The following is a 26889-nucleotide window of genomic DNA, read 5'->3' on the forward strand; positions in this document are numbered from 1 at the left end:
GATCTTGCTCGGGAACGCTAGCAACGCGCACCGACAGCGGGCCCGGCCAGCCGGTAGACCCGTCGTGCGTTGTCCGCCGCGATCATCGCGGCGACCCTCTGGGCGTCCGTACGGGACCAGGCGCCGTCCATGACCCACTCGCCGAGCACCCGGGCGAGGGCGGTGCGGAAGACGCTCGCGGCGACCACGTGCAGCTCGGGCAGTCCTTGGGCGCCGCTGGAGAACAGCAGCTTGCCGAACGGCGCCCGCTCCAGGACCTCGGCGAGGACGGCCGCCGCCCGGGCCCCGGTGTGGGCGAGGACGGGGCCCAGGTCCGCGTACACATGCGGGTGCACGCCGGTGAGGTGCGCGGCGGCGCGGTGGTACGGGTAGGAGTGCAGCAGCACCAGGTCGGCGCCGAGCCCCGCGGTGGCGGCGGCGAAACCCGCCACCGAGGCCGGGTCCCGGTCCCCGGTGTGCAGCTGGAGGGGCCGCCCGGCGGTGACCGCGATCCAGAGCAGATGGCGCAGCAGGACGGGGTCGGTGAGCCGGCCGCCCGCCGGGCGTCCGGCGAGCCAGCGCCCCGCCGCTCCGCGGACCTCGCCGGGTCCCGGGGGTTCGGGCGCGTCCGTGAGTCCTTGGCGTACGCCCGTCACGGAGGCGAAGGCCACGGCGTGGACGGCGGCCCCGTGGACGGCCTCCGCGAGGTTGGCGAGGAAGGCCTCGACGGTGCCCGAGGTGTCGGCGACCTGTTCGGCGAGGGGTTCGAGGCGGACGATCTCATGGGCCTCGGCGGCCCCCGTGGCGCCGAGTTCGGCGGGCCCCGTGAGGTCGCCCGGGAGCCCCGTGTCGACGAGGTACGTCGCGATCCCGGAAGCCCGCAGCAGGCGGCGGCCCGCCTCGGCGACGCCCAGTTCGCGGCGGCGCGCGAGATACCGGGCGGGCGGGCAGTGCGGTTCCAGACCGAGGAGCGGCGGGCACCAGCGGCGCACGGCGAAGCCGGTCTGGGTGTCGAAGAAGGTGGTGCCGGCGGCGGGCAGCTTGGTGCTCCCGCCGAGCTGGGCGCCGAGGTGGGCCTCGAAGGTGCCGAGGCCGAGCTCCTTACGGAGTACCCCGTGGCAGTACTGGTCCACCAGGCTCGGCGTGTCGATCATCTCGGGGGGCTCCCTGTGTGGCCGTGTCGCGTCTCCACACGTCCTAACGGGTGAGCCCCGCGCGAGGTTGTTGCCTCAGCTGTTGGAGGGGCCGCCGATCTGGATACCGGCCATCCGGGTCCACTCGTACGGACCGGTGGCGACCTTGGCGGCGAACTCGCCGTCGAACTCCTCGTGGAGGGTGAGGCCGGCCTTCTCGGCGGCCTGCTGGGCGATCTCGTAGGTCGGCGCGACGAGGTCGCCCCAGCCGCCGTCCGTGCCGACGAGGACGATCCGGGTGCCCGCCTGGCCGATGTGCGCGAGGTGCCCCTCGGAGCCGCCGTGCTCCTTGGAGAAGGCCTTGATCTCCTTGGCGAGCCTGGCCGCCTTGCGCTCTGCCTGCTTCGTTTCTGCCATGAAAACGATGCTACCGAGGGGTAGATCTACTGGCGACGGCCGGGTCACGTGGCCTATCCCACGTGACCCGGCCGTCTGCCGGTCGAATCATCTGAGCGCTAGCGGAGGAAGGGGTCCACCGCGACCGCCACGAAGAGCAGCGAGACATAGGTGATGGACCAGTGGAAAAGGCGCATCTCCTTGAGCTTCGCGCCGGTCGCGCCCGACTTGGCGCGGTTGAGCAGCCCGTGCGCCTCCCAGAGCCACCAGCCGCCGGTGGCCAGCGCCACCGTCAGGTAGAACCAGCCGGTGTAGCCGAGCGGGGTGAGCAGCAGCGAGACGGCGACCATCACCCAGCTGTACGCGACGATCTGCTTCGCGACGACCTTGTTGGAGGCGAGGACGGGGAGCATCGGCACGCCCGCGCGGGCGTAGTCGTCCTTCACCTTCATCGACAGCGGCCAGTAGTGCGGCGGCGTCCAGAAGAAGATGACGAGGAAGAGGATGACCGCGGCCCAGGACATCGAGTTGGTGACGGCCGACCAGCCGATGAGCACCGGCAGGCAGCCGGCGATGCCGCCCCAGACGATGTTCTGCGCGGTGCGGCGCTTCAGGATCATCGTGTAGACGACGACGTAGAAGAGGAGCGCGCCGAGCGAGAGGGCGGCCGAGAGCCAGTTGACGAGCAGGCCGAACCAGAGCGTGGAGACCACGGCGAGGGTGAGGCCGAAGACCAGGCCCTCGCGCGGCGTCAGGACGCCGGTGACCAGCGGACGCTGGGAGGTGCGGTCCATCAGCGCGTCGATGTCGCGGTCGATGTACATGTTCAGCGCGTTGGCGCCGCCCGCGGACAGGTAGCCGCCGAAGCAGGTGACGAGCACCAGCCACAGGTCGGGCACGCCCTGCTCGGCGAGGAACATCACCGGAACGGTGGTGATGAGCAGCAGTTCGATGATCCGCGGCTTGGTCAGCGCCACGTATGCCTTGACGCGGGCCCCGAACGGCCGATGGCCCCCCGGGCTGGGAGTCAAGACGACCCCTGCGGGTCGGGACTCGACGGCCGTCACGCACACCCCTGACAGAGAAATTCCCAGCAAGCCGCCCGGATGAAGACGGGGCAAAGCTTGCGCGTACCACGCCACTGTAGACGTTGCCCAGACGCCGATCTTCGCGGGGGTGGGGTCGTGTTGAGGGGGTGTGTCCCAAGGCGTGGACACGCCTCGGGAGGCGAACTCACACGGCCGGCGGCAGTCTTGCTGTGTCCGCTCATTTGAGGGGCATGCACACGAAAAGAGGGACGTTCCGGCGGGGGTAGGCTCGACAACGCCGGTACACCCTCAGTCACCGGCTTAAGACATGTGGAGAGGAGCCCTGACCCAGGGTGAGCACTAAGCCGACCACCACAGACCTCGAGTGGACCGAGTTGGACCAGCGGGCTGTCGACACCGCCCGCATCCTCGCGGCGGACGCCGTACAGAAGGTCGGCAACGGCCATCCCGGTACGGCGATGAGCCTGGCGCCCGCCGCGTACACCCTCTTCCAGAAGGTGATGCGGCACGACCCGGCCGACCCCGAGTGGGTCGGGCGCGACCGGTTCGTCCTCTCCGCGGGACACTCGTCCCTGACCCTCTACACCCAGTTGTACCTGGGTGGCTTCGGGCTTGAGCTGGACGACCTGAAGGCGTTCCGTACCTGGGGTTCGAAGACCCCCGGGCACCCGGAGTACGGTCACACCGCCGCGGTCGAGACCACCACGGGCCCGCTGGGCCAGGGTGTCGCCAACGCCGTGGGCATGGCGATGGCCGCCCGCTTCGAGCGCGGTCTGTTCGACCCGGAGGCCGCCACCGGCGCTTCCCCGTTCGACCACCGGATCTACGCGATCGCCGGTGACGGCTGCCTGCAGGAGGGCATCTCCGCGGAGGCGTCCTCGCTCGCCGGCCACCAAAAGCTCGGCAACCTGATCCTGCTGTGGGACGACAACCACATCTCGATCGAGGGCGACACCGAGACGGCCGTGTCCGAGGACACGATGAAGCGGTACGAGGCGTACGGCTGGCACGTCCAGCGCGTCGAGCCGCAGGCCAACGGCGACCTGGACCCGGCCGCGCTGTACACGGCGATCAGGGCCGCCGAGGCCGAGACCGAGCGTCCGTCGTTCATCGCGATGCGCTCGATCATCGCCTGGCCCGCCCCGAACGCGCAGAACACCGAGGCCGCGCACGGCTCGGCGCTCGGCGACGCGGAGATCGCGGCCACCAAGCGCGTCCTCGGCTTCGACCCGGAGCAGACCTTCGAGGTCACCGACGAGGTCATCGCGCACACCCGCTCGCTCGGCGACCGCGGCCGTGAGGCCCGCGCCGCGTGGGAGAAGTCGCTCGCCGAGTGGCGTACGGCCAACCCGGAGCGCGCGGCCGAGTTCGACCGCATCCAGGCGAACGAGCTGCCGGCCGGCTGGGCCGAGAAGCTCCCGGTCTTCGAGCCGGGCAAGGGTGTCGCCACCCGTGCCGCCTCGGGCCAGGTCCTCAAGGCGCTCGGCGCGGTCATCCCGGAGCTGTGGGGCGGCTCGGCCGACCTCGCCGGCTCCAACAACACGACGATCGACAAGGACTCGTCGTTCCTGCCCGAGGGCAACCCGCTGCCGGAGGCCGACAAGTACGGCCGCACGATCCACTTCGGCATCCGCGAGCACTCCATGGCCGCGGAGATGAACGGGATCGCGCTGCACGGCAACACGCGCATCTACGGCGGCACCTTCCTGGTGTTCTCCGACTACATGCGCAACGCCGTGCGTCTGTCCGCGCTGATGCACGTGCCCGTCACGTACGTCTGGACCCACGACTCGATCGGTCTGGGCGAGGACGGCCCGACGCACCAGCCGGTGGAGCACCTGGCCTCGCTGCGCGCGATCCCGGGTCTGAACGTGGTCCGTCCGGCGGACGCCAACGAGACGGCGATCGCCTGGCGCGAGATCATGCAGCGTCACACGAAGGTGTTCGGCAAGGGCGCCCCGCACGGTCTGGCGCTGACCCGTCAGGGTGTGCCGACGTACGCGCCGAACGAGGACACGGTCAAGGGCGGCTACGTGCTGTTCGAGGCCGACGGTGGCGACGCTCAGGTCGTGCTGATCGGCACGGGCTCCGAGGTGCACCTGGCCGTCGAGGCCCGTGAGCAGCTCCAGGCCGCCGGTGTCCCGACCCGGGTGGTCTCGATGCCGTCCGTCGAGTGGTTCGAGGAGCAGGACCAGGCGTACAAGGACTCCGTCCTGCCGCCGTCGGTCAAGGCCCGCGTCGCGGTCGAGGCCGGTATCGGTCTCACCTGGCACCGGTACGTCGGGGACGCCGGCCGGATCGTCTCGCTGGAGCACTTCGGTGCCTCGGCGGACGCGAAGGTCCTGTTCCGCGAGTTCGGGTTCACGCCGGAGGCGATCGTCGCCGCCGCGCGGGAATCGATCGCTGCCGCCGCGCGCTGACGCGCATACGTACGACTTAATGGAGATGGAATTCTCATGACAGACGCTCTCAAGCGCCTCTCCGACGAAGGCGTCGCGATCTGGCTGGACGACCTCTCGCGCAAGCGGATCACGTCCGGCAACCTGGCCGAGCTCATCGACCAGAGCCACGTGGTCGGTGTGACCACGAACCCGTCGATCTTCCAGAAGGCCATCTCGCACGGTGACGGTTACGAGCAGCAGCTCGCCGACCTCGCCGCCCGCAAGGTGACCGTCGACGAGGCCATCCGCATGATCACGACGGCGGACGTCCGCGACGCCGCCGACATCCTGCGGCCGGTCTTCGAGGCGACCGACGGCCAGGACGGCCGGGTCTCCATCGAGGTCGACCCCCGTCTCGCCCACGAGACGACCGCCACCATCGCCGAGGCCAAGCAGCTGGCCTGGCTGGTGGACCGTCCCAACACGCTCATCAAGATTCCGGCCACCAAGGCGGGTCTGCCGGCGATCACCGAGGTCATCGGCCTCGGCATCAGCGTCAACGTGACGCTGATCTTCTCCCTGGAGCGCTACCGCGCGGTCATGGAGGCCTACCTGGCGGGTCTGGAGAAGGCCCGCGAGCGCGGCCTCGACCTCTCCAAGATCCACTCGGTGGCCTCCTTCTTCGTGTCCCGCGTGGACTCGGAGATCGACAAGCGCCTGGACGCCCTCGGCACCGACGAGGCCAAGGCGCTCAAGGGCAAGGCCGCCCTGGCGAACGCCCGTCTCGCCTACGAGGCCTTCGAAGAGGTGTTCTCCGGCGAGCGCTGGGCGGCCCTCGACAAGGCGCAGGCCAACAAGCAGCGTCCGCTGTGGGCCTCGACCGGCGTGAAGGACCCGGCGTACAAGGACACCCTGTACGTCGTGGACCTGGTCGCTCCCGGCACGGTCAACACCATGCCGGAGTCCACCCTGGAGGCCACCGCCGACCACGGTGTGGTCTCCGGTGACACCGTGCGCGGCACGTACGAGCAGTCGCGTGCCGAGCTGGCGGCCATCGAGAAGCTGGGCATCGCCTACGACGATGTCGTCCAGCTCCTCGAGGACGAGGGCGTCGAGAAGTTCGAGGCGTCCTGGAACGACCTTCTCAAGTCCACCGAGGCGGAGCTCTCGCGCCTCGCACCTTCGGAGGCGTAAGCACTTTGAGCGCAGTCCACGGAGCCAACCCGCTCCGTGACGCCGCAGACCGACGGCTCCCGCGTATCGCGGGGCCGTCGGGTCTGGTGATCTTCGGCGTCACGGGCGATTTGTCCCGTAAGAAGCTGATGCCTGCCGTCTACGACCTGGCCAACCGCGGCCTGCTGCCGCCGGGCTTCTCGCTCATCGGCTTCGCCCGCCGGGAGTGGCAGGACGAGGACTTCGCGCAGGAGGTCCACGACGCCGTCGAGCAGCACTCGCGCACCCCGTTCCGCGAGGAGGTGTGGCAGCAGCTGATCCAGGGGATGCGTTTCGTCCAGGGCGACTTCGACGACGACGACGCCTTCGAGCAGCTCAAGGCCACCATCGAGGAACTGGACAAGGCGCAGGGCACCGGAGGCAACTTCGCCTTCTACCTGTCCGTGCCACCGAAGTTCTTCCCCAAGGTCGTCCAGCAGCTCAAGAAGCACGGCCTGGCCGACCAGAAGGACGGCTCCTGGCGCCGCGCGGTCATCGAGAAGCCCTTCGGGCACGACCTGGTCTCCGCCAAGGAGCTCAACGAGGTCGTCCACGAGGTCTTCCCGCCGAACGAGGTCTTCCGGATCGACCACTACCTCGGCAAGGAGACCGTCCAGAACATCCTGGCGCTCCGCTTCGCCAACACCCTCTTCGAGCCGATCTGGAACCGGTCGTACGTCGACCACGTGCAGATCACCATGGCCGAGGACATCGGCATCGGTGGCCGAGCCGGCTACTACGACGGCATCGGCGCCGCCCGTGACGTCATCCAGAACCACCTGCTCCAGCTGCTCGCGCTGACCGCGATGGAGGAGCCCGGCTCCTTCGACGCCGACGCGCTCGCCGCCGAGAAGACCAAGGTCCTCGGCGCGGTGAAGGTGCCCAAGGACCTGGGCAAGTCCACGGTCCGCGGCCAGTACGCGGCCGGGTGGCAGGGCGGCGCGAAGGCCGTCGGCTACCTCCAGGAAGACGGTATCGACCCCCAGTCGAAGACCGACACCTACGCGGCCATCAAGCTGGAGATCGACAACCGCCGCTGGGCGGGCGTCCCCTTCTACCTGCGCACCGGCAAGCGGCTCGGCCGCCGCGTCACCGAGATCGCGGTCGTCTTCCAGCGCGCCCCGCACTCTCCCTTCGACTCCACCGCGACCGAGGAACTCGGCCGCAACGCCATCGTCATCCGTGTCCAGCCGGACGAGGGCGTGACGGTGCGGTTCGGCTCCAAGGTGCCCGGCACCCAGATGGAGATCCGGGACGTGTCGATGGACTTCGCCTACGGCGAGTCCTTCACGGAGTCCAGCCCCGAGGCGTACGAGCGGCTCCTCCTGGACGTCCTGCTCGGCGACTCGAACCTCTTCCCGCGCGTCGAGGAGGTCGAGCTGTCCTGGAAGATCCTCGACCCGATCGAGCAGTTCTGGGACAAGCACGGCAAGCCCGCGCAGTACCAGTCCGGGACCTGGGGTCCGGTCGAGGCGGACGAGATGCTCGCACGAGACGGACGGAGCTGGCGCCGGCCATGAAGACCGACCTGACGGACACCACGTCATCCAAGATCAACAAGGCGCTGGTGCTCGGGCGGCGGGCGATCGGTACGCCGGCCGTCGGCATGGTGCTCACCCTCGTCATCGTCACCGACGAGGAGAACGCCTACGACGCGCTGAAGGCTGCGAACGACGCGTCCCGCGAGCACCCCTCGCGGACCCTCGTCGTCATCAAGCGGGTCACGCGCTCCCCGCGTGACCGCTCCAAGGCACGGCTCGACGCCGAGGTCCGCCTCGGCGCCGACGCCAGCACCGGCGAGACGGTGGTCCTCCGGCTGTACGGCGAGGTCGGCGACCACGCCCAGTCGGTGGTCCTGCCGCTGCTCCTCCCGGACGCCCCCGTCGTCGTGTGGTGGCCGGTGAACGCGCCGACCGACCCGGCGAAGGACCCGCTGGGCGCGCTCGCCCAGCGCCGGGTGACCGACTCGTACGCCGCCGAGCAGCCCATCCAGGAGCTGACCGCGCGCGCGGACGCCTACACCCCGGGCGACACGGACCTCGCGTGGACCCGGATCACCCCGTGGCGTTCGATGCTGGCCGCCGCGCTCGACCAGGTCGTGTGCGAGGTGACCTCCGCCGAGGTGGAGGGCGAGGAGTTCAACCCGAGCGTCGAGCTGCTCGCCATGTGGCTGGCGGAGCGGCTGAAGATCCCGGTGCGCCGCTCGACGTCGACGGGTCCCGGTCTCACCTCCGTACGGATGGAGACCAGCACCGGCCCGATCGTCCTCGACCGGCCGGACGGCTCGCTCGCGACGCTCTCCATCCAGGGGCAGCCCGACCGTGCCGTGGCGCTCAAGCGCCGGGACACGGCCGAGCTGATCGCGGAGGAGCTGCGCCGGCTCGACCCGGACGACACCTACGCGACGGCGCTCAAGTTCGGCCTTGAGCGGCTGGACGAGGAGGCGGCCGTGACCGCCCCCGAGGTCGTCGTGGAGACGGTCGTGGAGACCTTCGTGGAGTCGGCCGCCCCGGCCGCCAAGCCCGCCGCGAAGAAGGCTCCGGCCAAGAAGACGGCGGGCAAGTGAGTACGCCTCAGCTGGTCGTCCACCGTGACAAGGCGCTGATGGCCGAGGCGGCCGCCGCCCGGCTGATCACGAAGATCGTGGACGCCCAGGCCGCCCGTGGCTCCGCCTCGGTGGTGCTCACCGGCGGACGCAACGGCAACGGGCTGCTCGCGGCGCTCGGCGCGGCGCCCGCGCGGGACGCGGTCGACTGGTCACGGCTCGACCTGTGGTGGGGCGACGAGCGCTTCCTGCCCGACGGCGACCCCGAGCGGAACGTCACCCAGGCCCGGGAGGCGCTGCTCGACCGGGTGCCGCTCGACCCGGCGCGGGTGCACGCCATGCCGGCCTCGGACGGTCCGTTCGGCAGCGATGTCGACGCCGCCGCGGCCGCGTACGCGGAGGAGCTCGCCGCCGCCGCGGGTCCCGGCGACCACGGCGGGGTGCCGACCTTCGACGTCCTGATGCTGGGCGTCGGCCCGGACACCCATGTGGCCTCGCTCTTCCCGGAGCTGCCCGCGGTCCGTGAGACCGAGCGGACGGTGGTCGGCGTGCACGGCGCGCCCAAGCCGCCGCCGGTCCGGGTCTCGCTGACCCTGCCGGCGATCCGGGCGGCGAAGGAGGTCTGGCTGCTCGCGGCCGGTGAGGACAAGGCGAAGGCGGCGGCGATCGCGCTGTCGGGCGCGGGCGAGGTGCAGGCCCCGGCGGCGGGCGCCTACGGCCGCTCGCGCACGCTGTGGCTGCTGGACGCCGCGGCGGCCTCGGAGCTGCCGCGGAGTCTGTACCCGCCGGCGTCCGCCTGATCCGACGCCGTGGAGGCCCGGTTCACCCCTTGGTGGACCGGGCCTCCCGCATGTCCCGGGTGTCCCGTGTCGGTACGGGTTCGAGGAAGGGCGTCAGCAGGTCAGGTACGGCCTCGGCGGCGAAGGTCAGGCCCTGACTCTGTCCCGCGTCGAGGATGTCGTAGGCGCCCGCTCCGGCCGCCGTGGTGGCGGTCAGCGTCAGGACGCCGGCCCGCCGCTGGAAGTACGACTGCTTGACGGTCCAGCCGATGACGCCGGAGCGCTGGAGGGCGACCGTGGCGCGCCGGACCGTACCCGAACGGGTCACCAGATAGGCGCCGCTGACGCCGTGGCCGAGACCGCGGTACGCGTCGAGGGCGAACAGCACGGCGACCGGACCGAGGACGACCGCGCAGCCGCCCGCCACGTACAGCAGGGCCGGGGTGAGGAGGAGCCCGAGGAGGGCGAGGACCGCCACCGGCAGGAGGACGCTCGCCAGCGCCCAGCGCACCCTCCGGCTGCGGGCGGCCCGGGGGTGGGCGGCGAGGGGTGCCCCGGTGGGCGGCTCGGGCTCGCGCAGGACCTGGGCGGCGACCCGGTCGGCGACGGCCCGCTCCACGGCCGGCAGCAGGTTCTTGAGGTCGGCGTGCTTGTCGTCGTCGTCCTTGACGAGACCGGTGGCGACGGCGTCGACGCGGGCCGCCCCGAACATGCGGACGCCGAGCGGCTCGACCAGCTCGATGCCGCGCATCCTGCGCTCCTCTATGGAGACCGAGCGTGCGGTGAAGAGGCCGCGGGAGACCCGCAGGGTGCCGCCGGGCTCACGCTCCAGACGGTAGTTCCACCACATCTCGACCCAGAGGCCGAGGGCGCCGACGGCGCCGACGACGGTGGCGAGGAGGACCAGGGTGGCGATCGTCCAGGGGATGGAGACGTCCTGGAAACGGTCCCCTATCCAGTGGATGACCTTCCCCTGGGCGCCGAACCACTCGCTGACCTGCATGACCGCTCCTGCCGCCGCGCCGCCGAGGGCGGGGGCGAGGAAGGAGACGGGGGCGTAGCGGATCCAGCGCGGGTCGAGGGTCGCGAGGGCGGTGTCGTCGTCCGGGTCCTCGGGGGTGACGGCGGCGCGGGCGAGCAGCTCGCGGCGCAGCCGCTCTCCTTCGGCCCGGGTGACCAGGTCGAGTTCGAGCGTGGACTCACTGCCGCCGGTGTGCTCGCCGGTGCCGATGCGGACCTTGACGAGGCCGAGGACGCGCTGGAGCGGGTTGGCGGTGAGGTCGGCGCTGCGGATGCGCTCACGGGCGAGCGAGCGGCGCTGGACGACGAGGAGTCCGGTGTGGAGCTCGACCCGCTCGGTGCCGACGCGGTAGCGGGTGCGGCGGAGGCGGACGGTCTCGGCGACGACGTCGGCGAGCAGGGCGAGGGCGACGCCCGCGGCGACCCAGGCGACGGCCTCCCACAGCGGGCGCGGCCCGGCCAGTGCGAAGGTGACGGGCAGCGCGGCGCCGGCGAGGACACCGCCGAAGAGGACGACCCGGACGAGGACGGTACGGGGATCGAGCCGCAGCCAGTCCGAGCCCTGGTTCTCCTCCACGGCGGGGGCCTTCTCCGGCGCCTCGCTCATGTGGCGTCCCCGGGGGTGGCCTGGGTGATGACGGTCAGCCGCTCGGCGAGTTCGGCGGCCAGTTCGTGGTCGAGGCCCTCGATCCGGAGGGCGCCCTTGGAGGAGGCGGTGGTGACCGTGACGGTGGCGAGCCGGAAGAGCTGCTCCAGCGGACCGCGCGAGTGGTCGACGGTTTGGATCCGGGACATCGGCGCGATGCGCCACTCCTGCCAGAAGGCGCCCGTACGGACGTAGACGGCGTCCTCGGTGACCTCCCAGCGGTGCACCCGGAACCACCAGGCGGGGAAGAACGCGGTGCAGGCGAGGCCCACGGCCGCCACGGCCGCGGCCGAGACGAGCAGCCAGAACCGGGCGGGTCCGATCAAGGCACCGAGGACGCCGAGGACCACCACCGGTACGGCGGTGGTGGCGAGGAGCCGGCTCCGCCACCAGGCGACGGCCCGCTCGTCCACGGCGTTCCTGGGCGGACGCAGCCGCACCGCGTTCTCCCCCGTCATGGCTCTACCGTCCGCGCAGCGTGCGGTAGGCGGACACGAGTCCGGCGGTGGAGCTGTCGAGGTGCTCGGCGCCCTCGCCCTCCGTCAGGACGGGCTCGATCCGCTTGGCGAGGACCTTGCCGAGTTCGACGCCCCACTGGTCGAAGGAGTCGATGTTCCAGATGGCGCCCTGGACGAAGACCTTGTGCTCGTACAGCGCGATGAGCTGGCCGAGGACGGACGGGGTCAGTTCGTCGGCGAGGATCGTGGTGGTGGGGTGGTTGCCCTGGAAGGTCTTGTGCGGGACGAGCTCCTCGGGGACGCCCTCCGCCCGTACCTGCTCGGGGGTCTTGCCGAAGGCCAGCGCCTGGGTCTGGGCGAAGAAGTTGGCCATCAGCAGGTCGTGCTGGGCGACGAGACCGGGCAGCAGGTCGTCGACCGGCCGGGCGAAGCCGATGAAGTCGGCCGGGATGACCTTGGTTCCCTGATGGATCAACTGGTAGTACGCGTGTTGCCCGTTGGTGCCCGGGGTGCCCCAGACGACGGGGCCGGTCTGCCAGTCGACCCGGTTGCCCTCGCGGTCCACCGACTTGCCGTTGGACTCCATGTCGAGCTGCTGGAGGTAGGCGGTGAACTTGGAGAGGTAGTGCGAGTACGGCAGGACGGCGTGCGACTGGGCGTCGAAGAAGGCGCCGTACCAGACGCCGAGGAGGCCGAGCAGCAGCGGCGCGTTCTCCTCGGGCGGGGCGGTGCGGAAGTGCTCGTCGACGAGGTGGAAGCCGTCGAGCATCTCGCGGAAGCGCTCCGGGCCGATGGCGATCATCAGGGAGAGGCCGATGGCGGAGTCGTACGAGTAGCGGCCGCCGACCCAGTCCCAGAACTCGAACATGTTCGCGGTGTCGATGCCGAACTCCTCGACCTTCTCCGCGTTGGTCGAGAGGGCGACGAAGTGCTTGGCGACGGCCGTCTGGTCGGCCCGCAGGTCGGTGAGGAGCCAGTTCCGCGCGGAGGTGGCGTTGGTGATCGTCTCGATGGTGGTGAAGGTCTTCGAGGCGACGATGAACAGCGTCTCGGCCGGGTCGAGGTCACGGACGGCCTCGTGGAGGTCGGCGCCGTCGACGTTGGAGACGAAACGGAGCGTCAGGTCCCGCTGGGTGAAGGAGCGCAGGACCTCGTAGGCCATGGCGGGACCGAGGTCGGAGCCGCCGATTCCGATGTTGACGATGTTCTTGATCGGCTTGCCGGTGTGCCCGGTCCACTCGCCCGCGCGGACCTTGTCGGCGAACGCGCCCATCTTGTCGAGGACGGCGTGCACGCCGGGGACGACGTTCTCCCCGTCGGCCTCGATCACGGCCCCGCGGGGGGCGCGGAGCGCGGTGTGGAGGACCGCCCGGTCCTCGGTGGTGTTGATCTTCTCGCCGCGGAACATGGCGTCGCGCAGCTCGGCGACGCCGGTGACGGCGGCCAGTTCGCGCAGCAGGGTCAGCGTCTCGTCGGTGACGAGGTGCTTGGAGTAGTCCAGGTAGAGGTCGCCGACGCGCAGGGCGTAGCCGGTGCCACGCTCCTGGTCCGCGGCGAACAGGTCCCGCAGATGGGTCTCGCCCAGCTGCTCACGGTGCTTGCCGAGGGCCGCCCACTCGGGCAGCCGGTTGAGCCTGGTGCGGCCTTCGTTGTTCATCTCGGACATCGCCCACTTCTTCTCGTACTGCTTGTCTGCCCCGCTGCGTCTCCAACTTAATTGATCAGAGGGGCGAGCGACGCGACGGCGAGCGCGAACAGCGCCGCCGCGAGCAGGGCCGGTGTGAGCGGGCCCCAGCCGGCGGCCGCCGCGCCGCCGAGAAGAGCCCCGAGCGGGGCACCCGCGACGGCGAGGGTGCGGAAGGCCGCGGCGATGCGGCCGAGCATGCCCTCGGGGGCGCGCTCCTGCATGAGGGTCGTCTGCTGGACGTTCCACACCGTCCCCATGAAGCCGAACACCGCCATGGCCCCGATCGCCACCCCGAGGACGGGCACGGTCCCCAGCAGGACGAGGCAGCCGGTCTGGACGGTCCCGGCGAGGAGCACCGCCCGTATCCTTCCGGTCCGTTCGGCGATCCGGCGGGCGAGGAACCCGCCGGCGACACCGCCCGCCGCGAAGGCGGTGATGGTGGCCGCGTATCCCGTATCGCCCGCGTGGAGGCCGTCGGTGACCAGGACGACGAGGGTGGCGATGAGAGCGCCCATGCCGATGTTGCACAGGGTGGTGGCCGTGCAGAGCCGGCGCAGGGACCGGTCCCCGCGCAGCACGGCCAGCCCCGCGGCCATCTCGGCCCGGAGGGTGGATCCGGCGGGGCGGGGCGGCCGCTCGGGCGCCCCGGTCCGCAGGGAGGCGATGAGCAGCGCGGCCAGGACGTAGGTGACGGCGTCGGCGGCGTACGGTGCGGCAGGCCCGGCGAGGAGCAGGGCCGGCACCAGGGGCGCGGCGAGGAGTCCGCCCGCGAGCTGCTGACCGGTCATCAGGCGGGCGTTGGCCCCGGCCAGGGTCTCGGTGGGCACGAGGGCGGGGAGCAGCGCTGTGGCGGCGTTGTCGAAGAGGGTCTGCAGGGTCGTCAGGGCGAAGGCGAGGACGAGCAGCAGGGCGATGCCGGCGTGTCCGAGTGCGACGGCGACGGCGAACGCGGCCACGAGCGCGCCCCGTACGAGGTCGACGGCCCACATGGCCCGCCGCTGGTCGACGCGGTCGGCGACGGCCCCGCCGAGCAGCCCGAAGAGCAGCCAGGGCAGGAAGCCGCAGGCGGTGACCGAGGCGATGAGGAGGGGGTCGTCGGTGAGCGAGGCGGCGAGCAGGGGCATCGCGGCGGTGCGCAGCGAGTCGCCGAACCGGGAGACGACGGCGGCCGTCCACAGCCTCCCGAAGCCACCCCGCCAGGCGGGTACGGCTTTGCCGCCCGCTGTCGCCGTCATCGCCATCGTGCACGCCCCCCCGGTCGTCCTCCGGACCCGAAGATCCCTTCTCGACCGACGTTAACGGGCACCACTGACAACGGTCCGGTGCGCGTGCGGAGATGACGAACGGGCCTTGCCCGCGAACCGAGTTCGCGGGCAAGGCCCGTTCGTCATACCGTCACACCGTGCTCAGATCTCGCCGCGCAGCTTGGCCAGCGCTTCGGCGAGGATCGCCTCGCCGTCCGCGTCGCTGCGCCGCTCACGCACATAGGCGAGGTGGGTCTTGTACGGCTCCGTGCGCGGCGGGTCCGGCGGGTTGTCCCGGTCCTGACCGGCCGGGAAGCCGCACCGTGGGCAGTCCCAGGTCTCCGGGATCGCCGCGTCGCTGGCGAAGCTCGGCTGCGTCTCGTGCCCGTTCGAGCACCAGAAGGAGATGCGGGCGCGCGGCGCCGATTCGCCCCGCTCGGCCTCGCCCATCGGCCCCGCTCCGACCCGGCTTCCCCGGATCGCGTTGCCACTTGCCACGGTCGTAACTCCCTGCGTGATGGTGCTCGAAGATGCCCCAGTCTACGTAAGGCCCAACGCGCGTCCAGTGTTCGGAGTTACCCGTCCAACTTCATCAGCAGACCAAGTACCACAATGCAGGCGAACCAGAGCAGACCGACCACGACGGTGATCCGGTCCAGGTTGCGCTCGGCGACCGAGGACCCACCGACGGAAGACTGCATTCCGCCGCCGAACATGTCGGAGAGGCCGCCACCCTTCCCCTTGTGCATCAGCACGAGCAGCATCAGCAGCCCGCTGAAGACGATGAGGGCGATCGAGAACCCCATAACCACGGCTGGACCAACTTCCTCGGACTTATACGGACGGGGGCCGGGCACCTGCCCGACCCCCGCAAGGGTACGACGTAACTCCGCTACCGCATACTCACTGGTCGCGGAAGCGGGCGATCTTGACGAACTCGTCGGCGTCCAGCGCCGCGCCGCCCACCAGGGCGCCGTCGACGTCCGGCTGCGCCATGATCGCGGCGACGTTGCCCGACTTGACCGAGCCGCCGTACTGGATGCGGACCTTGTCGGCCAGCTCCTGCGAGTACAGCTCCGCGAGGCGGCCGCGGATCGCCCCGCAGACCTCCTGCGCGTCCTCGGGGGTGGCGACCTCGCCGGTGCCGATGGCCCACACCGGCTCGTACGCGATCACGATGGTCTCGGCCTGCTCGGCCGGGACGTCCTTCAGGCCGCCGTCGAGCTGGGCGAGGGTGTACTCGACCTGGTTGCCGGCCTTGCGGACGTCGAGGCCCTCGCCGACGCAGAGGATCGGGGTCACGCCGTGCTTGAAGGCGGCCTTCACCTTGGCGTTGCAGACCTCGTCGTTCTCGGCGTGGTACTGCCGGCGCTCGGAGTGACCGACGGCGACGTAGGCGCACTTCAGCTTGGACAGCATCAGGCCCGAGATCTCGCCGGTGTAGGCACCGGAGTCGTGCGCCGAGATGTCCTGGGCGCCGTACTTGATCTTGAGCTTGTCGCCGTCGATCAGGGTCTGGACGGACCGCAGATCGGTGAAGGGGACCAGGACCGCGACCTCACAGGCGTCGTAGTCCTTGTCGGTCAGGGCGAAGGCGAGCTTCTGGACGTGGGCGATGGCCTCGAGGTGGTTGAGGTTCATCTTCCAGTTCCCCGCCATCAGCGGGGTGCGGGTGCTGCTCATGAAAGGGTCAGTCCTCCAGTGCGGCGAGGCCGGGAAGCGTCTTGCCCTCGAGGTACTCGAGGGAGGCGCCGCCGCCGGTCGAAATGTGGCCGAATGCCTGCTCGTCGAAGCCCAGGATCCGGACGGCGGCGGCGGAGTCGCCACCACCGACGACCGTGAAGGCCGGGGAGTCGACGAGCGCCTGGGCGACGGCCCGGGTGCCCTCGGCGTAGTCGGGGTGCTCGAAGACGCCCATCGGGCCGTTCCAGAAGATGGTGGCCGCGTCGGCGAGCTTCGAGGCGTAGAGCTTACGGGTCTCGGGACCGATGTCCAGACCCATCCGGCCGGCCGGGATGGCGTCCCCGGCGACGGTCTCCGGGTGGGCCGGGGCCTTGGTCTTCATGTCCGGGAACTCGGCCGAGACCAGGACGTCGACGGGGAGCACGAACTCCACGCCGCGCTCCGTCGCGCGCGCCAGGTACTCCTGGACCACCGGGATCTGGTCCTCCTGGAGCAGCGAGGTGCCGACCTCGTGGCCCTGGGCCTTGAGGAAGGTGAAGACCATGCCGCCACCGACGAGGATGCGGTCGGCCTTCTCCAGGAGGTGGTCGATCACGCCGAGCTTGTCGGAGACCTTGGAGCCGCCGAGCACGACCGCGTACGGCCGCTGGACGTCCTCCGTGAGCTTCTTCAGAACGCCCACCTCGGTGGCGATGAGGTAGCCCGCGGCGTGCGGCAGGCGCGCCGGGAGGTCGAAGACCGAGGCGTGCTTGCGGTGCACGGCGCCGAAGCCGTCGCCGACGTAGACGTCGGCGAGGGCGGCCAGCTGGTCCGCGAACGCGCCGCGCTCGGCGTCGTCCTTGGAGGTCTCGCCGGCGTTGAACCGAAGGTTCTCGATGACGGCGACCTGGCCGTCGGCGAGGCCGGCGACGGTGGCGGTGGCGGACTCGCCGACCGTGTCCGTCGCGAAGGCCACCTCGGCGCCGAGGAGCTCGCCGAGGCGAGCGGCGGCCGGGGCGAGCGAGAACGCCGGGTCCGGGGCACCCTTCGGGCGGCCCAGGTGCGAGGCGACCACGACGCGGGCACCCGCGTCGGCGAGCGCCTTGACCGTGGGGACGACGGCGCGGATGCGGCCGTCGTCGGTGATGGTGGTGCCGTCGAGCGGCACGTTGAGATCGGCGCGGACGAACACCCGCTTGCCGGAGACGCCTTCGGCGAGAAGCTCGTCGATCGTCTTCATCTGTCACAGACTCCTTGGTACGCGGTGGAGCACACAAACAGGGCTCGCACAGCGCTGCGTTGCGCTGCCCGAGCCCTGCTCACATCGAAAGCCTGCCCTGAAGTTTAGAGCTGGCCGCCGACGAAGACGGTGAGGTCGACGAGACGGTTGGAGTAGCCCCACTCGTTGTCGTACCAGCCCAGGATCTTCACCGTGTTGCCTTCCTGGACCATGGTCAGGGAAGCGTCGAAGGTGCAGGAAGCCGGGTCGCCCACGATGTCCGAGGACACGATCTGGTCCTCGGTGTAGTACAGGATGCCCTTGAGGTCGCCGTCGTCGGCGGCCTTCTTGAACGCGGCGTTGACCTCGTCCTTGGTGACCTCGCGGTCGAGGGTGACGACCAGGTCGGTGGCGGAACCGGTCGGGACCGGGACGCGCATGGCGATGCCGTCGAGCTTGCCCTTGAGCTGCGGGAGGACCAGCGCGGTGGCCTTGGCGGCACCCGTCGTGGTCGGGATGATGTTCTCCGCGGCGGCGCGGGCGCGGCGCAGGTCCTTGTGCGGGAAGTCCAGGATGCGCTGGTCGTTGGTGTACGCGTGGACCGTGGTCATCAGGCCCTTGACGATGCCGAAGTTCTCGTCGAGAACCTTCGCCATCGGCGCGACACAGTTGGTGGTGCAGGACGCGTTCGAGATGACGTTGTGCTGCGCCGGGTCGTACTTGTCCTGGTTGACGCCCATCACGATGGTGATGTCCTCGTCGCTGGCCGGAGCCGAGATGAGGACCTTCTTGGCGCCACCGGCGATGTGCTTCTCGGCGTCGGCCTTCTTGGTGAAGATGCCGGTCGACTCGATGACGATGTCGACGCCCAGCTCGCCCCAGGGGATGTCGGCCGGGTTGCGCTCGGAGAGCACCTTGATGGTGCGGCCGTCGACGGTGATGGTGTCGGCGGTGTGGGTCACCTCGGCCTTGAGGCGGCCCAGAATGGTGTCGTACTTCAGCAGGTGTGCCGTGGTCGCGGTGTCACCCAGATCGTTGACAGCCACGATCTCGATGTCAGCACCCTGCTCAAGGAGCGCGCGGAAGTAGTTCCGGCCGATGCGGCCAAAGCCGTTGATGCCTACGCGGATCGTCACGAACCGATCTCCTCGTTAGGTACGCCGGTGTGCTCGACGCCGGCGAGATTTTTGTTTTTTGGGATGTCCCCGACCGCTTACGACCCTACCCCCACAGGACCCCGGCAGTGACATCCAGCTCATCCGTACGAGCCCGGAAAGTGAGGGAAAACGGCCGACGGCCCGTACCTACCAACGGGTACGGGCCGTCGTGGGACCTTTGTCCCCACTACTCTCCGTCAGCGGCGGAGCACCCCGAGGGCGCGGCCGACGAGACGTGCCCGGTCGGTCGCGCCGGGCACGTGCTCCAGGCCGTAGCCGAGGAGGACGGTGTCACGCGTGGTGACCGCGGCCTGCGAGTGGAAGAGCGCCGCGGAGCGCGCCCAGTCGCCGGTGTTGCCGGGGCTGCCGGCGGGGGCGCCCGGTACGGTCCAGGCGCCGAGGGAGGTCTCGAAGCCCTCCGCCTCGGTGGTGGTCCCGGTGACGAGGCGGGTGTCGTCGACGAAGGCGCCCATCTCTCCCGTACCGGGGTCGGAGACGTAGGAGACGGACAGCTCGACCTTCTTGCCGGCCCAGGCGCTCAGGTCGACGGAGGCCTGCCGCCAGCCGTTGGAGGGGCCGGTGAAGGCGTTCCAGGAGCCGGTGGTGCCGGTGGTCGCGCAGCCGTCCTCGCCGACGGTGAGGTAGTGGGCGAGGAAGGGGTGGCCGCGGACGTAGTAGCCCTCGCCGCAGTCGGCGGGGGCCTCGGTGGAGGTGCCGCCGTTGCGGTCGGGCAGGGTCGTCCAATCGTCCTGGCCGACGGTGTGGGCCTCGACGACGAGGTTGTCGTAGCCGGGCTCGGTGTCGTAGCTGACCTGGAAGTCCAGGCGCGGGGCCGACGCGGCGGCGACGCCGCTGAGGTCGACGGTCCTGCTGAGCCGCGCCCAGGTGTTGTCGACGTGCTTGACGGCCGCGAAGGTCGCGCCCTCGGCGGGCTCGAAGGGCATGCGGATGCCCGGGTAGTCACCGGCGGAGGCGCTGCTGGCGAACTGCGGGAAGTCCTTCGCCTTCAGGGTGTCCGAGGTGACGGTGTACGCGCCCGCGTTGTCCAGCGGGTTGTCGGCGGCGGCGCCGAGGCCCGCGCCGAGGCCCTTGAAGGCACCGGAGCCGGCGAAGGCCGGCGGGTTCTTGAGGCCCGCCCGGTGGTATGCGCCGAGGTAGTACTGGGCGAAGTCGTTGGTCTCCGCCAGGCCGACCTGGGTGAGGCCGCCGGACTTCTCGCCGGCGTTGATCAGCTTGCCGCCCTCGTTGAGGTAGGAGCGGACGGCGAGCTGAGCGGCTCCGGAGGGCCGCTCGGCGCCGGTGTACCAGACGACGGTACGGAAGTGGGAGAGCACGCCGAGTGCGTCCGGGGCGCCCTGGGTGGCGACGTCCCAGACGGCGGCCTTGCGGCCGTTGTCGGCGAGCGCCTTCACATAGGCGGCGGTGTGCTTCGCGGCGGTGGTGCCACCCTCGTCGGCGAGGACGAGCACGTCGCCGCGGGGCCGCTCGGCCACCGTGTAGGTGAAGGGGGCGGAGGCGGTGGCGCGGCCCTCCCGGGTGCGGGCGGTGAACCAGACCTCGACGGAGTCACCGGGCCGGGCGTCCTCGACCTCGGCGCGGTACTCGTCGAAGTAGAGGTTGTCCTCGCCGCCGTAGGTCTCGCCGCCCTTCCAGGCGTCGAGCTCCTCGCTGTGGGTGCGGCCGCCGTTGATCCGGTACTTCAGGGTCTTGCCGCGCAGGGACTTGCGCGCGGTCACCGCGATCTCCTGCTCCCCGCCGCGGGCGAAGGAGGTGGTGAAGGTCTTCGGGGTGAAGTCGGGAGCCTCGATGCCGACCGGGGAGACGGGCCGGTCCGGGTGGGCGGCGGTCTCGGCGACGGCGAGCGCGAAGGGGATGTTCTTGGCGAACTCGGCCTGGATCAGCTTCTCGTCGTCCGGGAAGGTGAAGACGGAGGCGCAGTCGGCCGGGTTCCACGCGTCGTTCGGGTCGACCCGGGAGGCGGTGGCGCAGGTCGACATCTCCGGGGTGAACATCTGCATCTCGTTGACGTTGGCGGCGTGTCCGTCCGCCTCGCCGTTGGTGATGTACAGCTCCGAGGAGACCTGCGGCCGGTAGCCGGGCACGGCCGAGTTCTGCGGGGTGCCTGCGAGGGCCTTGAGGGCCACGTCGTCGGGGGTGTCGGTGGCGACCTGCCAGCCCACGCCGTACAGCAGGAGCTGGGCGGCCGAGTGGTAGTTGATGCCGTACGTGAAGCCGATGCGCTTCTGGAAGGCGTCGAGGGCCCTGGTCTCGGGCTCCGACATGGGGCCCTTGCCGCGGAAGGTCTCGTCGGCCGGGTCGGGCGACGAACCCTCGTTGTCGTATCCCCACTTGTAGGCGAAGTTGCGGTTCAGGTCGACGCCGTCGCCGGGTGCGATCCGCCCGTCTCCGTCGTTGTCGCGGAGGTTCTTGCGCCACTGCCGGTTCTCGGGGTCGGCGTGCGTGAAGTCGTAGCCGTCCGGGTTGGCGGAGAGCACGAACCACAGCTCGGTGGAGTCGACGATCCGGGTGATCCGCTCGTCCTTGCCGTACCCGTCGAGGTAGTGGTGCATCAGCCGCCGGGTCATCTCCGGGGTGATCCACTCGCGCGCGTGCTGGTTGGACATGTACAGCATGGCGGGCTTGGAGCCGTCCTTGACCCGCGGGGCGCCCTTGCTGACCTTGAGGGCGAGGATGTCCTGGCCCTTGAGGGTCTTGCCGATGGAGACGACCTTGGTGATCCCGGGGTTCGCCCGGGCGGTGTCCAGGATCTCCTGCTTGAGACCGTTCGGGCCGCCGTACGGGCGGAAGACGCCGTCCCCCGCGGCGGCCACCCGCTTCTCGGCGGAGGCGGTCAGGCTGTGCTCGGCGAGCTCGACGCCCTGGCCGCGCAGCTGCCCGGCCTGCCGGCCCGTCAGGAACAGCTCGACCGTCGCGGAGCCCTTCGCGGGCACCTGCTCGGTCAGTTCATGCGCGTCGGCACCGGCTTCGAGGAGCAGCGGAACCTGCTCCTTGGTGACCTCGGCGCGCCATACGGAGAGGGCGTCACCGCCGTCCCGGTCGTTCGGCTGCGCTCCGGCGACGGGTGCCGCCGCCACTCCCGCGATCAACAGTGATGCCGCTGCGAGGATCGATCTCGCTCTGCGTCTCATGAGCCCCCCTTGCTGTCGTCTGCCACGAAGGTGAACAGACGCCAGGCTCATGGGCGCCCATGGACCTGTCAAGGGTGCCGCGCGCGCGTACGAAAAAGCTGCCGATGCCTCAGAAAGGCACCGGCAGCGTGGAGTTCGGGGTTCCGGACGGATCAGCCGACCAGGCTGTCGTCCAGCTCCTCGGTCAGATTGGACTCGGTCCCGGGAATGCCCAGGTCCTGCGCCCGCTTGTCCGCCATCGCGAGCAGCCGGCGGATCCGGCCGGCCACCGCGTCCTTGGTCAGCGGCGGGTCGGCGAGCGCGCCCAGCTCCTCCAGAGAGGCCTGCTTGTGCTCCATGCGGAGCCGGCCGGCCGCCGCGAGGTGCTCGGGCACCTCCTCGCCGAGGATCTCCAGGGCACGCTGCACCCGGGCCCCCGCGGCGACCGCGGCGCGGGCCGAGCGCCGCAGGTTGGCGTCGTCGAAGTTGGCCAGGCGGTTGGCGGTGGCGCGGACCTCGCGCCGCATCCGCCGCTCCTCCCAGGCGAGCACCGACTCGTGCGCGCCGAGCCGGGTGAGCAGGGCGCCGATCGCGTCGCCGTCACGGACGACGACCCGGTCCACCCCCCGCACCTCACGGGCCTTCGCCCCGATGGAGAGCCGACGCGCCGCACCGACCAGGGCCAGCGCGGCCTCCGGTCCCGGGCAGGTCACCTCCAGGGAGGAGGACCGGCCGGGCTCCGTCAGCGAACCGTGCGCGAGGAACGCGCCCCGCCAGGCCGCCTCCGCGTCGCAGGTCGCCCCGGAGACCACCTGCGGGGGGAGGCCCCGGATGGGGCGGCCCCTGCCGTCCACGAGACCCGTCTGCCGGGCCAGCTGGTCGCCTCCGGCCACCACCCGCACCACGAAACGCGAGCCGCGCCGCAGCCCGCCCGGGGCCATCACGATCAGTTCCGAGCTGTGCCCGAAGATCTCCAGGATGTCCCGCTTGAGGCGGCGCGCCGCCATCGCGGTGTCGAGCTCCGCCTCGATCACGATGCGGCCGCTCACCAGGTGCAGCCCGCCCGCGAACCGCAGGATCGACGAGACCTCTGCCTTCCTGCAGCAGGTCCGGGTGACGGGAAGCCGGGAGATCTCGTCCTTCACCGCTGCCGTCATCGCCATGGGCCGATCCTTCCATGCATCCGAAAAATACGGTCGTACGCGGCGGCCAACAGCTCCGGGTCATGCTTCGCGGAGCCGTCGGGCCCGGCCACCGGCGCCAGCTCGACCGCGGCACCGAGCCGCTTGGCGGCATCGGCGAGAGACTCGCGATCGGGCACGGCGGCCTCGTCGGCCAGCACCACGTCCAGGGCGAGTTTAGGGGCGTGTCGTCCCAAAACCTCCAAATGACGCTGCGGGGAGAAGCCCTCGGTTTCTCCGGGCTGCGGCGCGAGGTTCAGCGAGAGCACCTTCCGGGCCTTCGTCTCGGCCAGCGCGTCGAGCAGGTCGGGGACGAGAAGGTGCGGGATCACCGAGGAGAACCAGGAGCCGGGACCGAGGACCACCCAGTCCGCGTCCAGGACCGCCTCGACCGCCTCGGGCACCGCCGGCGGGTCGTTCGGCACGAGGTGCACGGACTGCACGTCGCCCGGGGTGAGGGCCACGGTCGCCTGACCTCGCACGGTGTCCACGTCCTCGGGACGCTCCGGGTCATGGCCCTTGACCAGGGCCTGGAGCTCCAGGGGTACGGCGGACATGGGCAGTACCCGGCCCTGGGCGCCGAGCAGCCGGCCCACCAGGTCGAGGGCCTGCACGGGGTCGCCGAGCTGCTCCCAGAGGGCGACGATCAGCAGATTGCCGACGGCGTGGCCGTTGATCTCGCCCTTGGACTGGAAGCGGTGCTGGATGACCCGGGCCCAGGTCTGGCCCCAGTCGTCGTCGCCGCAGAGCGCGGCGAGCGCCTTGCGCAGATCGCCCGGGGGCAGCACGCCCAGCTCCTCCCGGAGCCGGCCGCTGGAGCCCCCGTCGTCGGCGACGGTGACGACGGCGGTGAGGTCGCCGGTGATCCGGCGGAGGGCGGCGAGGGAGGCCGAGAGGCCCATCCCGCCGCCCAGCGCGACCACCTTCGGCTGGGCACCGCGCCTGCGGAGCGTGCGCCGCACCGAGAGGGTGGAGACACGACGGCGGTACGGCTTCACTCGCGCCCCATGTCCCGGTGCACGACGACGGTCTCGACCCCTTCGGCGGCGATGCGGGCGGCGAGCCGCTCGGCGGTGGCCACGGAGCGGTGCTTGCCGCCGGTGCAGCCCACGGCGATGGTCACGTAGCGCTTGCCCTCGCGGCGGTAGCCCGCGGCGATCAGCTGGAGGAGCTCGGTGTAGCGGTCGAGGAACTCCTTGGCGCCGGGCTGGTTGTAGACGTAGTTCGACACCTCCTCGTTGAGGCCGGTGAAGGGGCGGAGCTCGGGGACCCAGTGCGGGTTCGGCAGGAAGCGCATGTCGACGACGAGGTCGGCGTCGACCGGCAGGCCGTACTTGAACCCGAAGGACATGACGGTGGCCCGCAGCTCGGGCTCCTCGTCGCCGGCGAACTGGGCGTCCATCTTGGCGCGCAGCTCGTGGACGTTGAGGCTGGAGGTGTCGATGACCAGGTCGGCGTCGCCGCGCAGCTCGCGCAGCAGGTCGCGCTCGGCGGCGATGCCGTCGGTGATCCGGCCGTCGCCCTGGAGCGGGTGGGGCCTGCGGACCGACTCGAAGCGCCGGACCAGGGCGTCGTCGGACGACTCCAGGAAGACGATCCGGCGGGTGACCTGCTTGGCGTCCAGGTCGGCGAGGGACTCCCGGAGGTTGTCGAAGAACTGCCGGCCGCGGACGTCCACGACGACGGCGATCCGGGCGACATTGCCCTGGGAGCGGGCGCCGAGCTCCACCATGGTGGGGATCAGCGCGGGCGGCAGATTGTCCACGACGAACCAGCCGAGGTCCTCCAGGCACTTCGCCGCGGTGGACCGGCCGGCTCCGGACATGCCGGAGATGATCACCAGCTCGGGAATGGCCGCCTCGGCGTCGTTGTCGCCGGGGGTCTCCTTCGTGCCCGTACTCACGTGTCCTGCTCCGTCTTCTCGGTCGTGCTCTTCGTGCGTGTGCCGCTGTTCTTGCTGTTCGTCCTGCTGGTGCTGCTCGTGCGCGGTCATGCCGTGCCGCCCCCGTCGTCTTCCATGATCTCTCCTGTCGCCGTGTTCACGGCGGGTGCGGCCGGGGCCGCCTGTGCGAGGGCCACGACGACCGCCTCCGCGGTCTTCCGGCCCATGCCGGGGACCTCGCAGATCTGCTCGATTGTCGCCTGCCGGAGCCGCTTCACCGAGCCGAAATGCTTGATCAACGCCTGTTTCCGCGTGTCACCCAGGCCGGGCACCGCGTCGAGAGGGCTGGTCCGGATGCGTTTCGCACGCTTGGACCGCTGGTAACGGATGGCGAAGTCGTGAGCCGTGTCACGTACCCGCTGGAGGAGGTAGAGGCCCTCGCTGGAGCGGGGCAGCACCACCGGGTCGTCGTCGCCGGGCAGCCACACCTCCTCCAGACGCTTGGCGAGCCCGCAGACCGCGATGTCGGAGATCCCCAGCTCGTCGAGGGCGCGCCGGGCCGCCGCGACCTGCGGCTGCCCGCCGTCGACGACGACGAGCTGCGGCGGGTACGCGAAGCGCTTGGGCCGCCCGCTCTCCTCCGGGTCCTCCACGACGCCCTCGGGGTCCCACTCCCCCGTCTTCTCCTTCTCGGCGAGATAGCGCTTGAAGCGCCGCCCGATCACCTCGTGCATGGACCGGACGTCGTCCTGGCCCTCGAAGCCCTTGATCTGGAAGCGGCGGTACTCGCTCTTGCGGGGCAGCCCGTCCTCGAAGACCACCATCGAGGCCACCACGTCCTCGCCCTGGAGGTGCGAGATGTCGAAGCACTCGATCCGCAGCGGCGCCGAGTCCAGGCCCAGGGCCTCGGCGATCTCCTCCAGGGCCCGGGAGCGGGTGGTCAGATCGCTGGCGCGCTTCGTCTTGTGCAGCACGAGCGCCTGCTGGGCGTTGCGCGCGACGGTCTCCATCAGGTCCTTCTTGTCGCCGCGCTGCGGGATGCGCAGCGAGACGTTGGACCCGCGGCGGCCGGAGAGCCAGGCGGTGACGGCCTCGGCGGCCTCGGGCAGCGCCGGGACGAGGACCTCCTTGGGCACCGAGTCCCCGGTCTCCTCGCCGTACAGCTGCTGGAGCGCGTGCTCGACGAGTCCGGCCGTGTCGACGGCCTCGACCTTGTCGGTGACCCAGCCGCGCTGGCCGCGGACGCGTCCGCCGCGGACGTGGAAGATCTGCACGGCGGCCTCCAGCTCGTCCTCGGCGAGGGCGATCAGGTCGGCGTCGGTGGCGTCGGCGAGCACGACCGCGCTCTTCTCCATGGCCCGGCGCAGCGCCTCTATGTCGTCGCGGAGCCGCCCGGCCCTCTCGTACTCCATGTCCTCGGCCGCGAGCATCATCTGCTTCTCCAGCCGGCGGATGTACGTGCCGGTACGGCCGGCCATGAAGTCGCTGAACTCCTCGGCCAGTTCGCGGTGCTCCTGCGGGGTGACCCGGCCGACGCAGGGCGCCGAGCACTTGCCGATGTACCCGAGGAGACAGGGCCGCCCGGCGGAGGCGGCGTTCCGGAAGACACCCGCGGAGCAGGTCCGCACGGGAAAGACCCGCAGCATCAGGTCGACGGTCTCGCGGATCGCCCACGCGTGCGCGTACGGCCCGAAGTAGCGCACGCCCTTCTTCTTGTGCCCGCGCAGGACCTGGACGCGCGGGAACTCCTCGTTCATGGTCACCGCGAGGTACGGGTAGCTCTTGTCGTCCCGGTACTTGACGTTGAACCGGGGGTCGTACTCCTTGATCCAGGAGTACTCCAGCTGGAGCGCCTCGACCTCGGTCGACACGACGGTCCACTCCACGGACGCCGCGGTGGTCACCATGGTGGCCGTGCGCGGGTGCAGGCTCGTGAGCGGCTGGAAGTAGTTGGCCAGCCGCTGGCGGAGGGACTTCGCCTTCCCCACGTAGATCACCCGGCGGTGCTCGTCGCGGAACTTGTAGACCCCCGGGGAGTCGGGGATCTGACCCGGCTTGGGGCGGTAGCTGGAGGGGTCTGCCATGCTCCCCACCCTACTGGCGGGCACCGACACTCCGGCCTCGCGCGCTC

The 26889-nt window shown here is 70.8% G+C and carries 22 protein-coding genes; 5 read left to right on the top strand and 17 right to left on the bottom strand.

Annotation, left to right across the window (positions count from 1 at the left end):
• Window positions 1–17 precede the first annotated feature (17 nt).
• The 3 genes from OG514_RS03070 to OG514_RS03080 all read right to left on the bottom strand — a co-directional run bounded on the left by OG514_RS03070 (window position 18) and on the right by OG514_RS03080 (window position 2575).
• Entirely contained in the window at window positions 18–1133 is a 1116-nt protein-coding gene (locus OG514_RS03070; protein ID WP_266890560.1) for an amidohydrolase family protein, read from the bottom strand.
• A 75-nt stretch (window positions 1134–1208) separates the two neighbouring features.
• Entirely contained in the window at window positions 1209–1529 is a 321-nt protein-coding gene (locus tag OG514_RS03075) for a hypothetical protein (protein ID WP_266890562.1), read from the bottom strand.
• 98 nt (window positions 1530–1627) lie between these two features.
• On the bottom strand, window positions 1628–2575 hold the full coding sequence (locus OG514_RS03080; RefSeq protein ID WP_266890564.1) for a heme o synthase: 948 nt from the start codon (window positions 2573–2575) through the stop codon (window positions 1628–1630).
• Window positions 2576–2889: 314 nt separating this feature from the next.
• Here OG514_RS03080 and tkt point away from each other — a divergent pair, with 314 nt between their 5' ends.
• The 5 genes from tkt to pgl are packed head-to-tail and all read left to right on the top strand — an operon-like array spanning window position 2890 to window position 9495.
• Window positions 2890–4977 (top strand): transketolase, encoded by a 2088-nt coding sequence (gene tkt, locus OG514_RS03085; RefSeq protein ID WP_266890566.1) that lies wholly within the window; start codon window positions 2890–2892, stop codon window positions 4975–4977.
• A 36-nt stretch (window positions 4978–5013) separates the two neighbouring features.
• Complete coding sequence (gene tal, locus OG514_RS03090; protein ID WP_266890568.1) at window positions 5014–6132, top strand: transaldolase; 1119 nt, start codon at window positions 5014–5016, stop codon at window positions 6130–6132.
• A gap of 5 nt (window positions 6133–6137) precedes the next feature.
• Window positions 6138–7670 carry a glucose-6-phosphate dehydrogenase gene (zwf, locus tag OG514_RS03095; protein WP_266890569.1) on the top strand — a complete coding sequence of 511 codons (1533 nt, stop codon included), beginning with the start codon at window positions 6138–6140 and terminating at the stop codon, window positions 7668–7670.
• Window positions 7667–8716, top strand: a complete 1050-nt coding sequence (gene opcA, locus OG514_RS03100; RefSeq protein ID WP_266890571.1) for a glucose-6-phosphate dehydrogenase assembly protein OpcA — start codon at window positions 7667–7669, stop codon at window positions 8714–8716. The genes zwf and opcA overlap by 4 nt, the downstream gene beginning before the upstream one ends.
• A complete protein-coding gene (pgl, locus tag OG514_RS03105; protein ID WP_266890573.1) occupies window positions 8713–9495 on the top strand; it encodes a 6-phosphogluconolactonase in 783 nt (260 codons plus the stop codon). The genes opcA and pgl overlap by 4 nt, the downstream gene beginning before the upstream one ends.
• 22 nt (window positions 9496–9517) lie before the next feature.
• Here pgl and OG514_RS03110 read toward each other — a convergent pair whose 3' ends face one another.
• The 14 genes from OG514_RS03110 to uvrC all read right to left on the bottom strand — a co-directional run bounded on the left by OG514_RS03110 (window position 9518) and on the right by uvrC (window position 26842).
• A complete protein-coding gene (locus OG514_RS03110) occupies window positions 9518–11101 on the bottom strand; it encodes a PH domain-containing protein (protein ID WP_266890575.1) in 1584 nt (527 codons plus the stop codon).
• The gene (locus OG514_RS03115) at window positions 11098–11598 is read right to left on the bottom strand and encodes a PH domain-containing protein (RefSeq protein WP_266890577.1); all 501 of its coding nucleotides are present in this window, start codon (window positions 11596–11598) and stop codon (window positions 11098–11100) included. Before OG514_RS03115 ends, OG514_RS03110 begins: the two co-directional genes overlap by 4 nt.
• Before the next feature lie 4 nt (window positions 11599–11602).
• Complete coding sequence (gene pgi, locus OG514_RS03120) at window positions 11603–13255, bottom strand: glucose-6-phosphate isomerase (RefSeq protein ID WP_266900731.1); 1653 nt, start codon at window positions 13253–13255, stop codon at window positions 11603–11605.
• Window positions 13256–13311: 56 nt separating this feature from the next.
• Window positions 13312–14520, bottom strand: a complete 1209-nt coding sequence (locus OG514_RS03125) for an MFS transporter (RefSeq protein ID WP_266890579.1) — start codon at window positions 14518–14520, stop codon at window positions 13312–13314.
• 171 nt (window positions 14521–14691) lie between these two features.
• Window positions 14692–15027, bottom strand: a complete 336-nt coding sequence (locus OG514_RS03130) for an RNA polymerase-binding protein RbpA (RefSeq protein ID WP_071891222.1) — start codon at window positions 15025–15027, stop codon at window positions 14692–14694.
• Between the two features lie 77 nt (window positions 15028–15104).
• Window positions 15105–15335, bottom strand: a complete 231-nt coding sequence (gene secG, locus OG514_RS03135) for a preprotein translocase subunit SecG (protein WP_017238647.1) — start codon at window positions 15333–15335, stop codon at window positions 15105–15107.
• Window positions 15336–15432: 97 nt separating this feature from the next.
• A complete protein-coding gene (gene tpiA / locus OG514_RS03140) occupies window positions 15433–16212 on the bottom strand; it encodes a triose-phosphate isomerase (protein WP_266890584.1) in 780 nt (259 codons plus the stop codon).
• 7 nt (window positions 16213–16219) lie between these two features.
• The gene (gene pgk / locus OG514_RS03145) at window positions 16220–17431 is read right to left on the bottom strand and encodes a phosphoglycerate kinase (protein ID WP_266890586.1); all 1212 of its coding nucleotides are present in this window, start codon (window positions 17429–17431) and stop codon (window positions 16220–16222) included.
• A gap of 104 nt (window positions 17432–17535) precedes the next feature.
• Entirely contained in the window at window positions 17536–18546 is a 1011-nt protein-coding gene (gene gap, locus OG514_RS03150; RefSeq protein ID WP_266890588.1) for a type I glyceraldehyde-3-phosphate dehydrogenase, read from the bottom strand.
• 218 nt (window positions 18547–18764) lie between these two features.
• Window positions 18765–21716, bottom strand: a complete 2952-nt coding sequence (locus OG514_RS03155; RefSeq protein WP_266890590.1) for a M14 family metallopeptidase — start codon at window positions 21714–21716, stop codon at window positions 18765–18767.
• 152 nt (window positions 21717–21868) lie between these two features.
• The gene (gene whiA, locus OG514_RS03160; RefSeq protein ID WP_073806627.1) at window positions 21869–22858 is read right to left on the bottom strand and encodes a DNA-binding protein WhiA; all 990 of its coding nucleotides are present in this window, start codon (window positions 22856–22858) and stop codon (window positions 21869–21871) included.
• Window positions 22849–23874, bottom strand: a complete 1026-nt coding sequence (gene yvcK / locus OG514_RS03165; RefSeq protein ID WP_266890593.1) for a uridine diphosphate-N-acetylglucosamine-binding protein YvcK — start codon at window positions 23872–23874, stop codon at window positions 22849–22851. Before yvcK ends, whiA begins: the two co-directional genes overlap by 10 nt.
• On the bottom strand, window positions 23871–24869 hold the full coding sequence (gene rapZ, locus OG514_RS03170) for an RNase adapter RapZ (RefSeq protein ID WP_266890596.1): 999 nt from the start codon (window positions 24867–24869) through the stop codon (window positions 23871–23873). The genes yvcK and rapZ overlap by 4 nt, the downstream gene beginning before the upstream one ends.
• Window positions 24866–26842: an excinuclease ABC subunit UvrC gene (gene uvrC, locus OG514_RS03175; protein ID WP_266890598.1), complete on the bottom strand. Its 1977-nt coding sequence runs from the start codon at window positions 26840–26842 to the stop codon at window positions 24866–24868. The genes rapZ and uvrC overlap by 4 nt, the downstream gene beginning before the upstream one ends.
• Window positions 26843–26889 lie beyond the last annotated feature (47 nt).

This window comes from Streptomyces sp. NBC_00572 (assembly GCF_026341815.1).
Taxonomy (GTDB): domain Bacteria; phylum Actinomycetota; class Actinomycetes; order Streptomycetales; family Streptomycetaceae; genus Streptomyces.

Coding starts and splice junctions, on each gene's coding strand:
- whiA (WP_073806627.1), bottom strand. CDS start 22,858: ATGGCGATGACGGCAGCGGTGAAGGACGAGATCTCCCGGCTTCCCGTC.
- OG514_RS03155 (WP_266890590.1), bottom strand. CDS start 21,716: ATGAGACGCAGAGCGAGATCGATCCTCGCAGCGGCATCACTGTTGATC.
- OG514_RS03070 (WP_266890560.1), bottom strand. CDS start 1,133: ATGATCGACACGCCGAGCCTGGTGGACCAGTACTGCCACGGGGTACTC.
- secG (WP_017238647.1), bottom strand. CDS start 15,335: ATGGGGTTCTCGATCGCCCTCATCGTCTTCAGCGGGCTGCTGATGCTG.
- rapZ (WP_266890596.1), bottom strand. CDS start 24,869: ATGACCGCGCACGAGCAGCACCAGCAGGACGAACAGCAAGAACAGCGG.
- OG514_RS03075 (WP_266890562.1), bottom strand. CDS start 1,529: ATGGCAGAAACGAAGCAGGCAGAGCGCAAGGCGGCCAGGCTCGCCAAG.
- uvrC (WP_266890598.1), bottom strand. CDS start 26,842: ATGGCAGACCCCTCCAGCTACCGCCCCAAGCCGGGTCAGATCCCCGAC.
- tpiA (WP_266890584.1), bottom strand. CDS start 16,212: ATGAGCAGCACCCGCACCCCGCTGATGGCGGGGAACTGGAAGATGAAC.
- opcA (WP_266890571.1), top strand. CDS start 7,667: ATGAAGACCGACCTGACGGACACCACGTCATCCAAGATCAACAAGGCG.
- OG514_RS03125 (WP_266890579.1), bottom strand. CDS start 14,520: ATGACGGCGACAGCGGGCGGCAAAGCCGTACCCGCCTGGCGGGGTGGC.
- OG514_RS03115 (WP_266890577.1), bottom strand. CDS start 11,598: ATGACGGGGGAGAACGCGGTGCGGCTGCGTCCGCCCAGGAACGCCGTG.
- pgk (WP_266890586.1), bottom strand. CDS start 17,431: ATGAAGACGATCGACGAGCTTCTCGCCGAAGGCGTCTCCGGCAAGCGG.
- pgi (WP_266900731.1), bottom strand. CDS start 13,255: ATGAACAACGAAGGCCGCACCAGGCTCAACCGGCTGCCCGAGTGGGCG.
- OG514_RS03110 (WP_266890575.1), bottom strand. CDS start 11,101: ATGAGCGAGGCGCCGGAGAAGGCCCCCGCCGTGGAGGAGAACCAGGGC.
- tal (WP_266890568.1), top strand. CDS start 5,014: ATGACAGACGCTCTCAAGCGCCTCTCCGACGAAGGCGTCGCGATCTGG.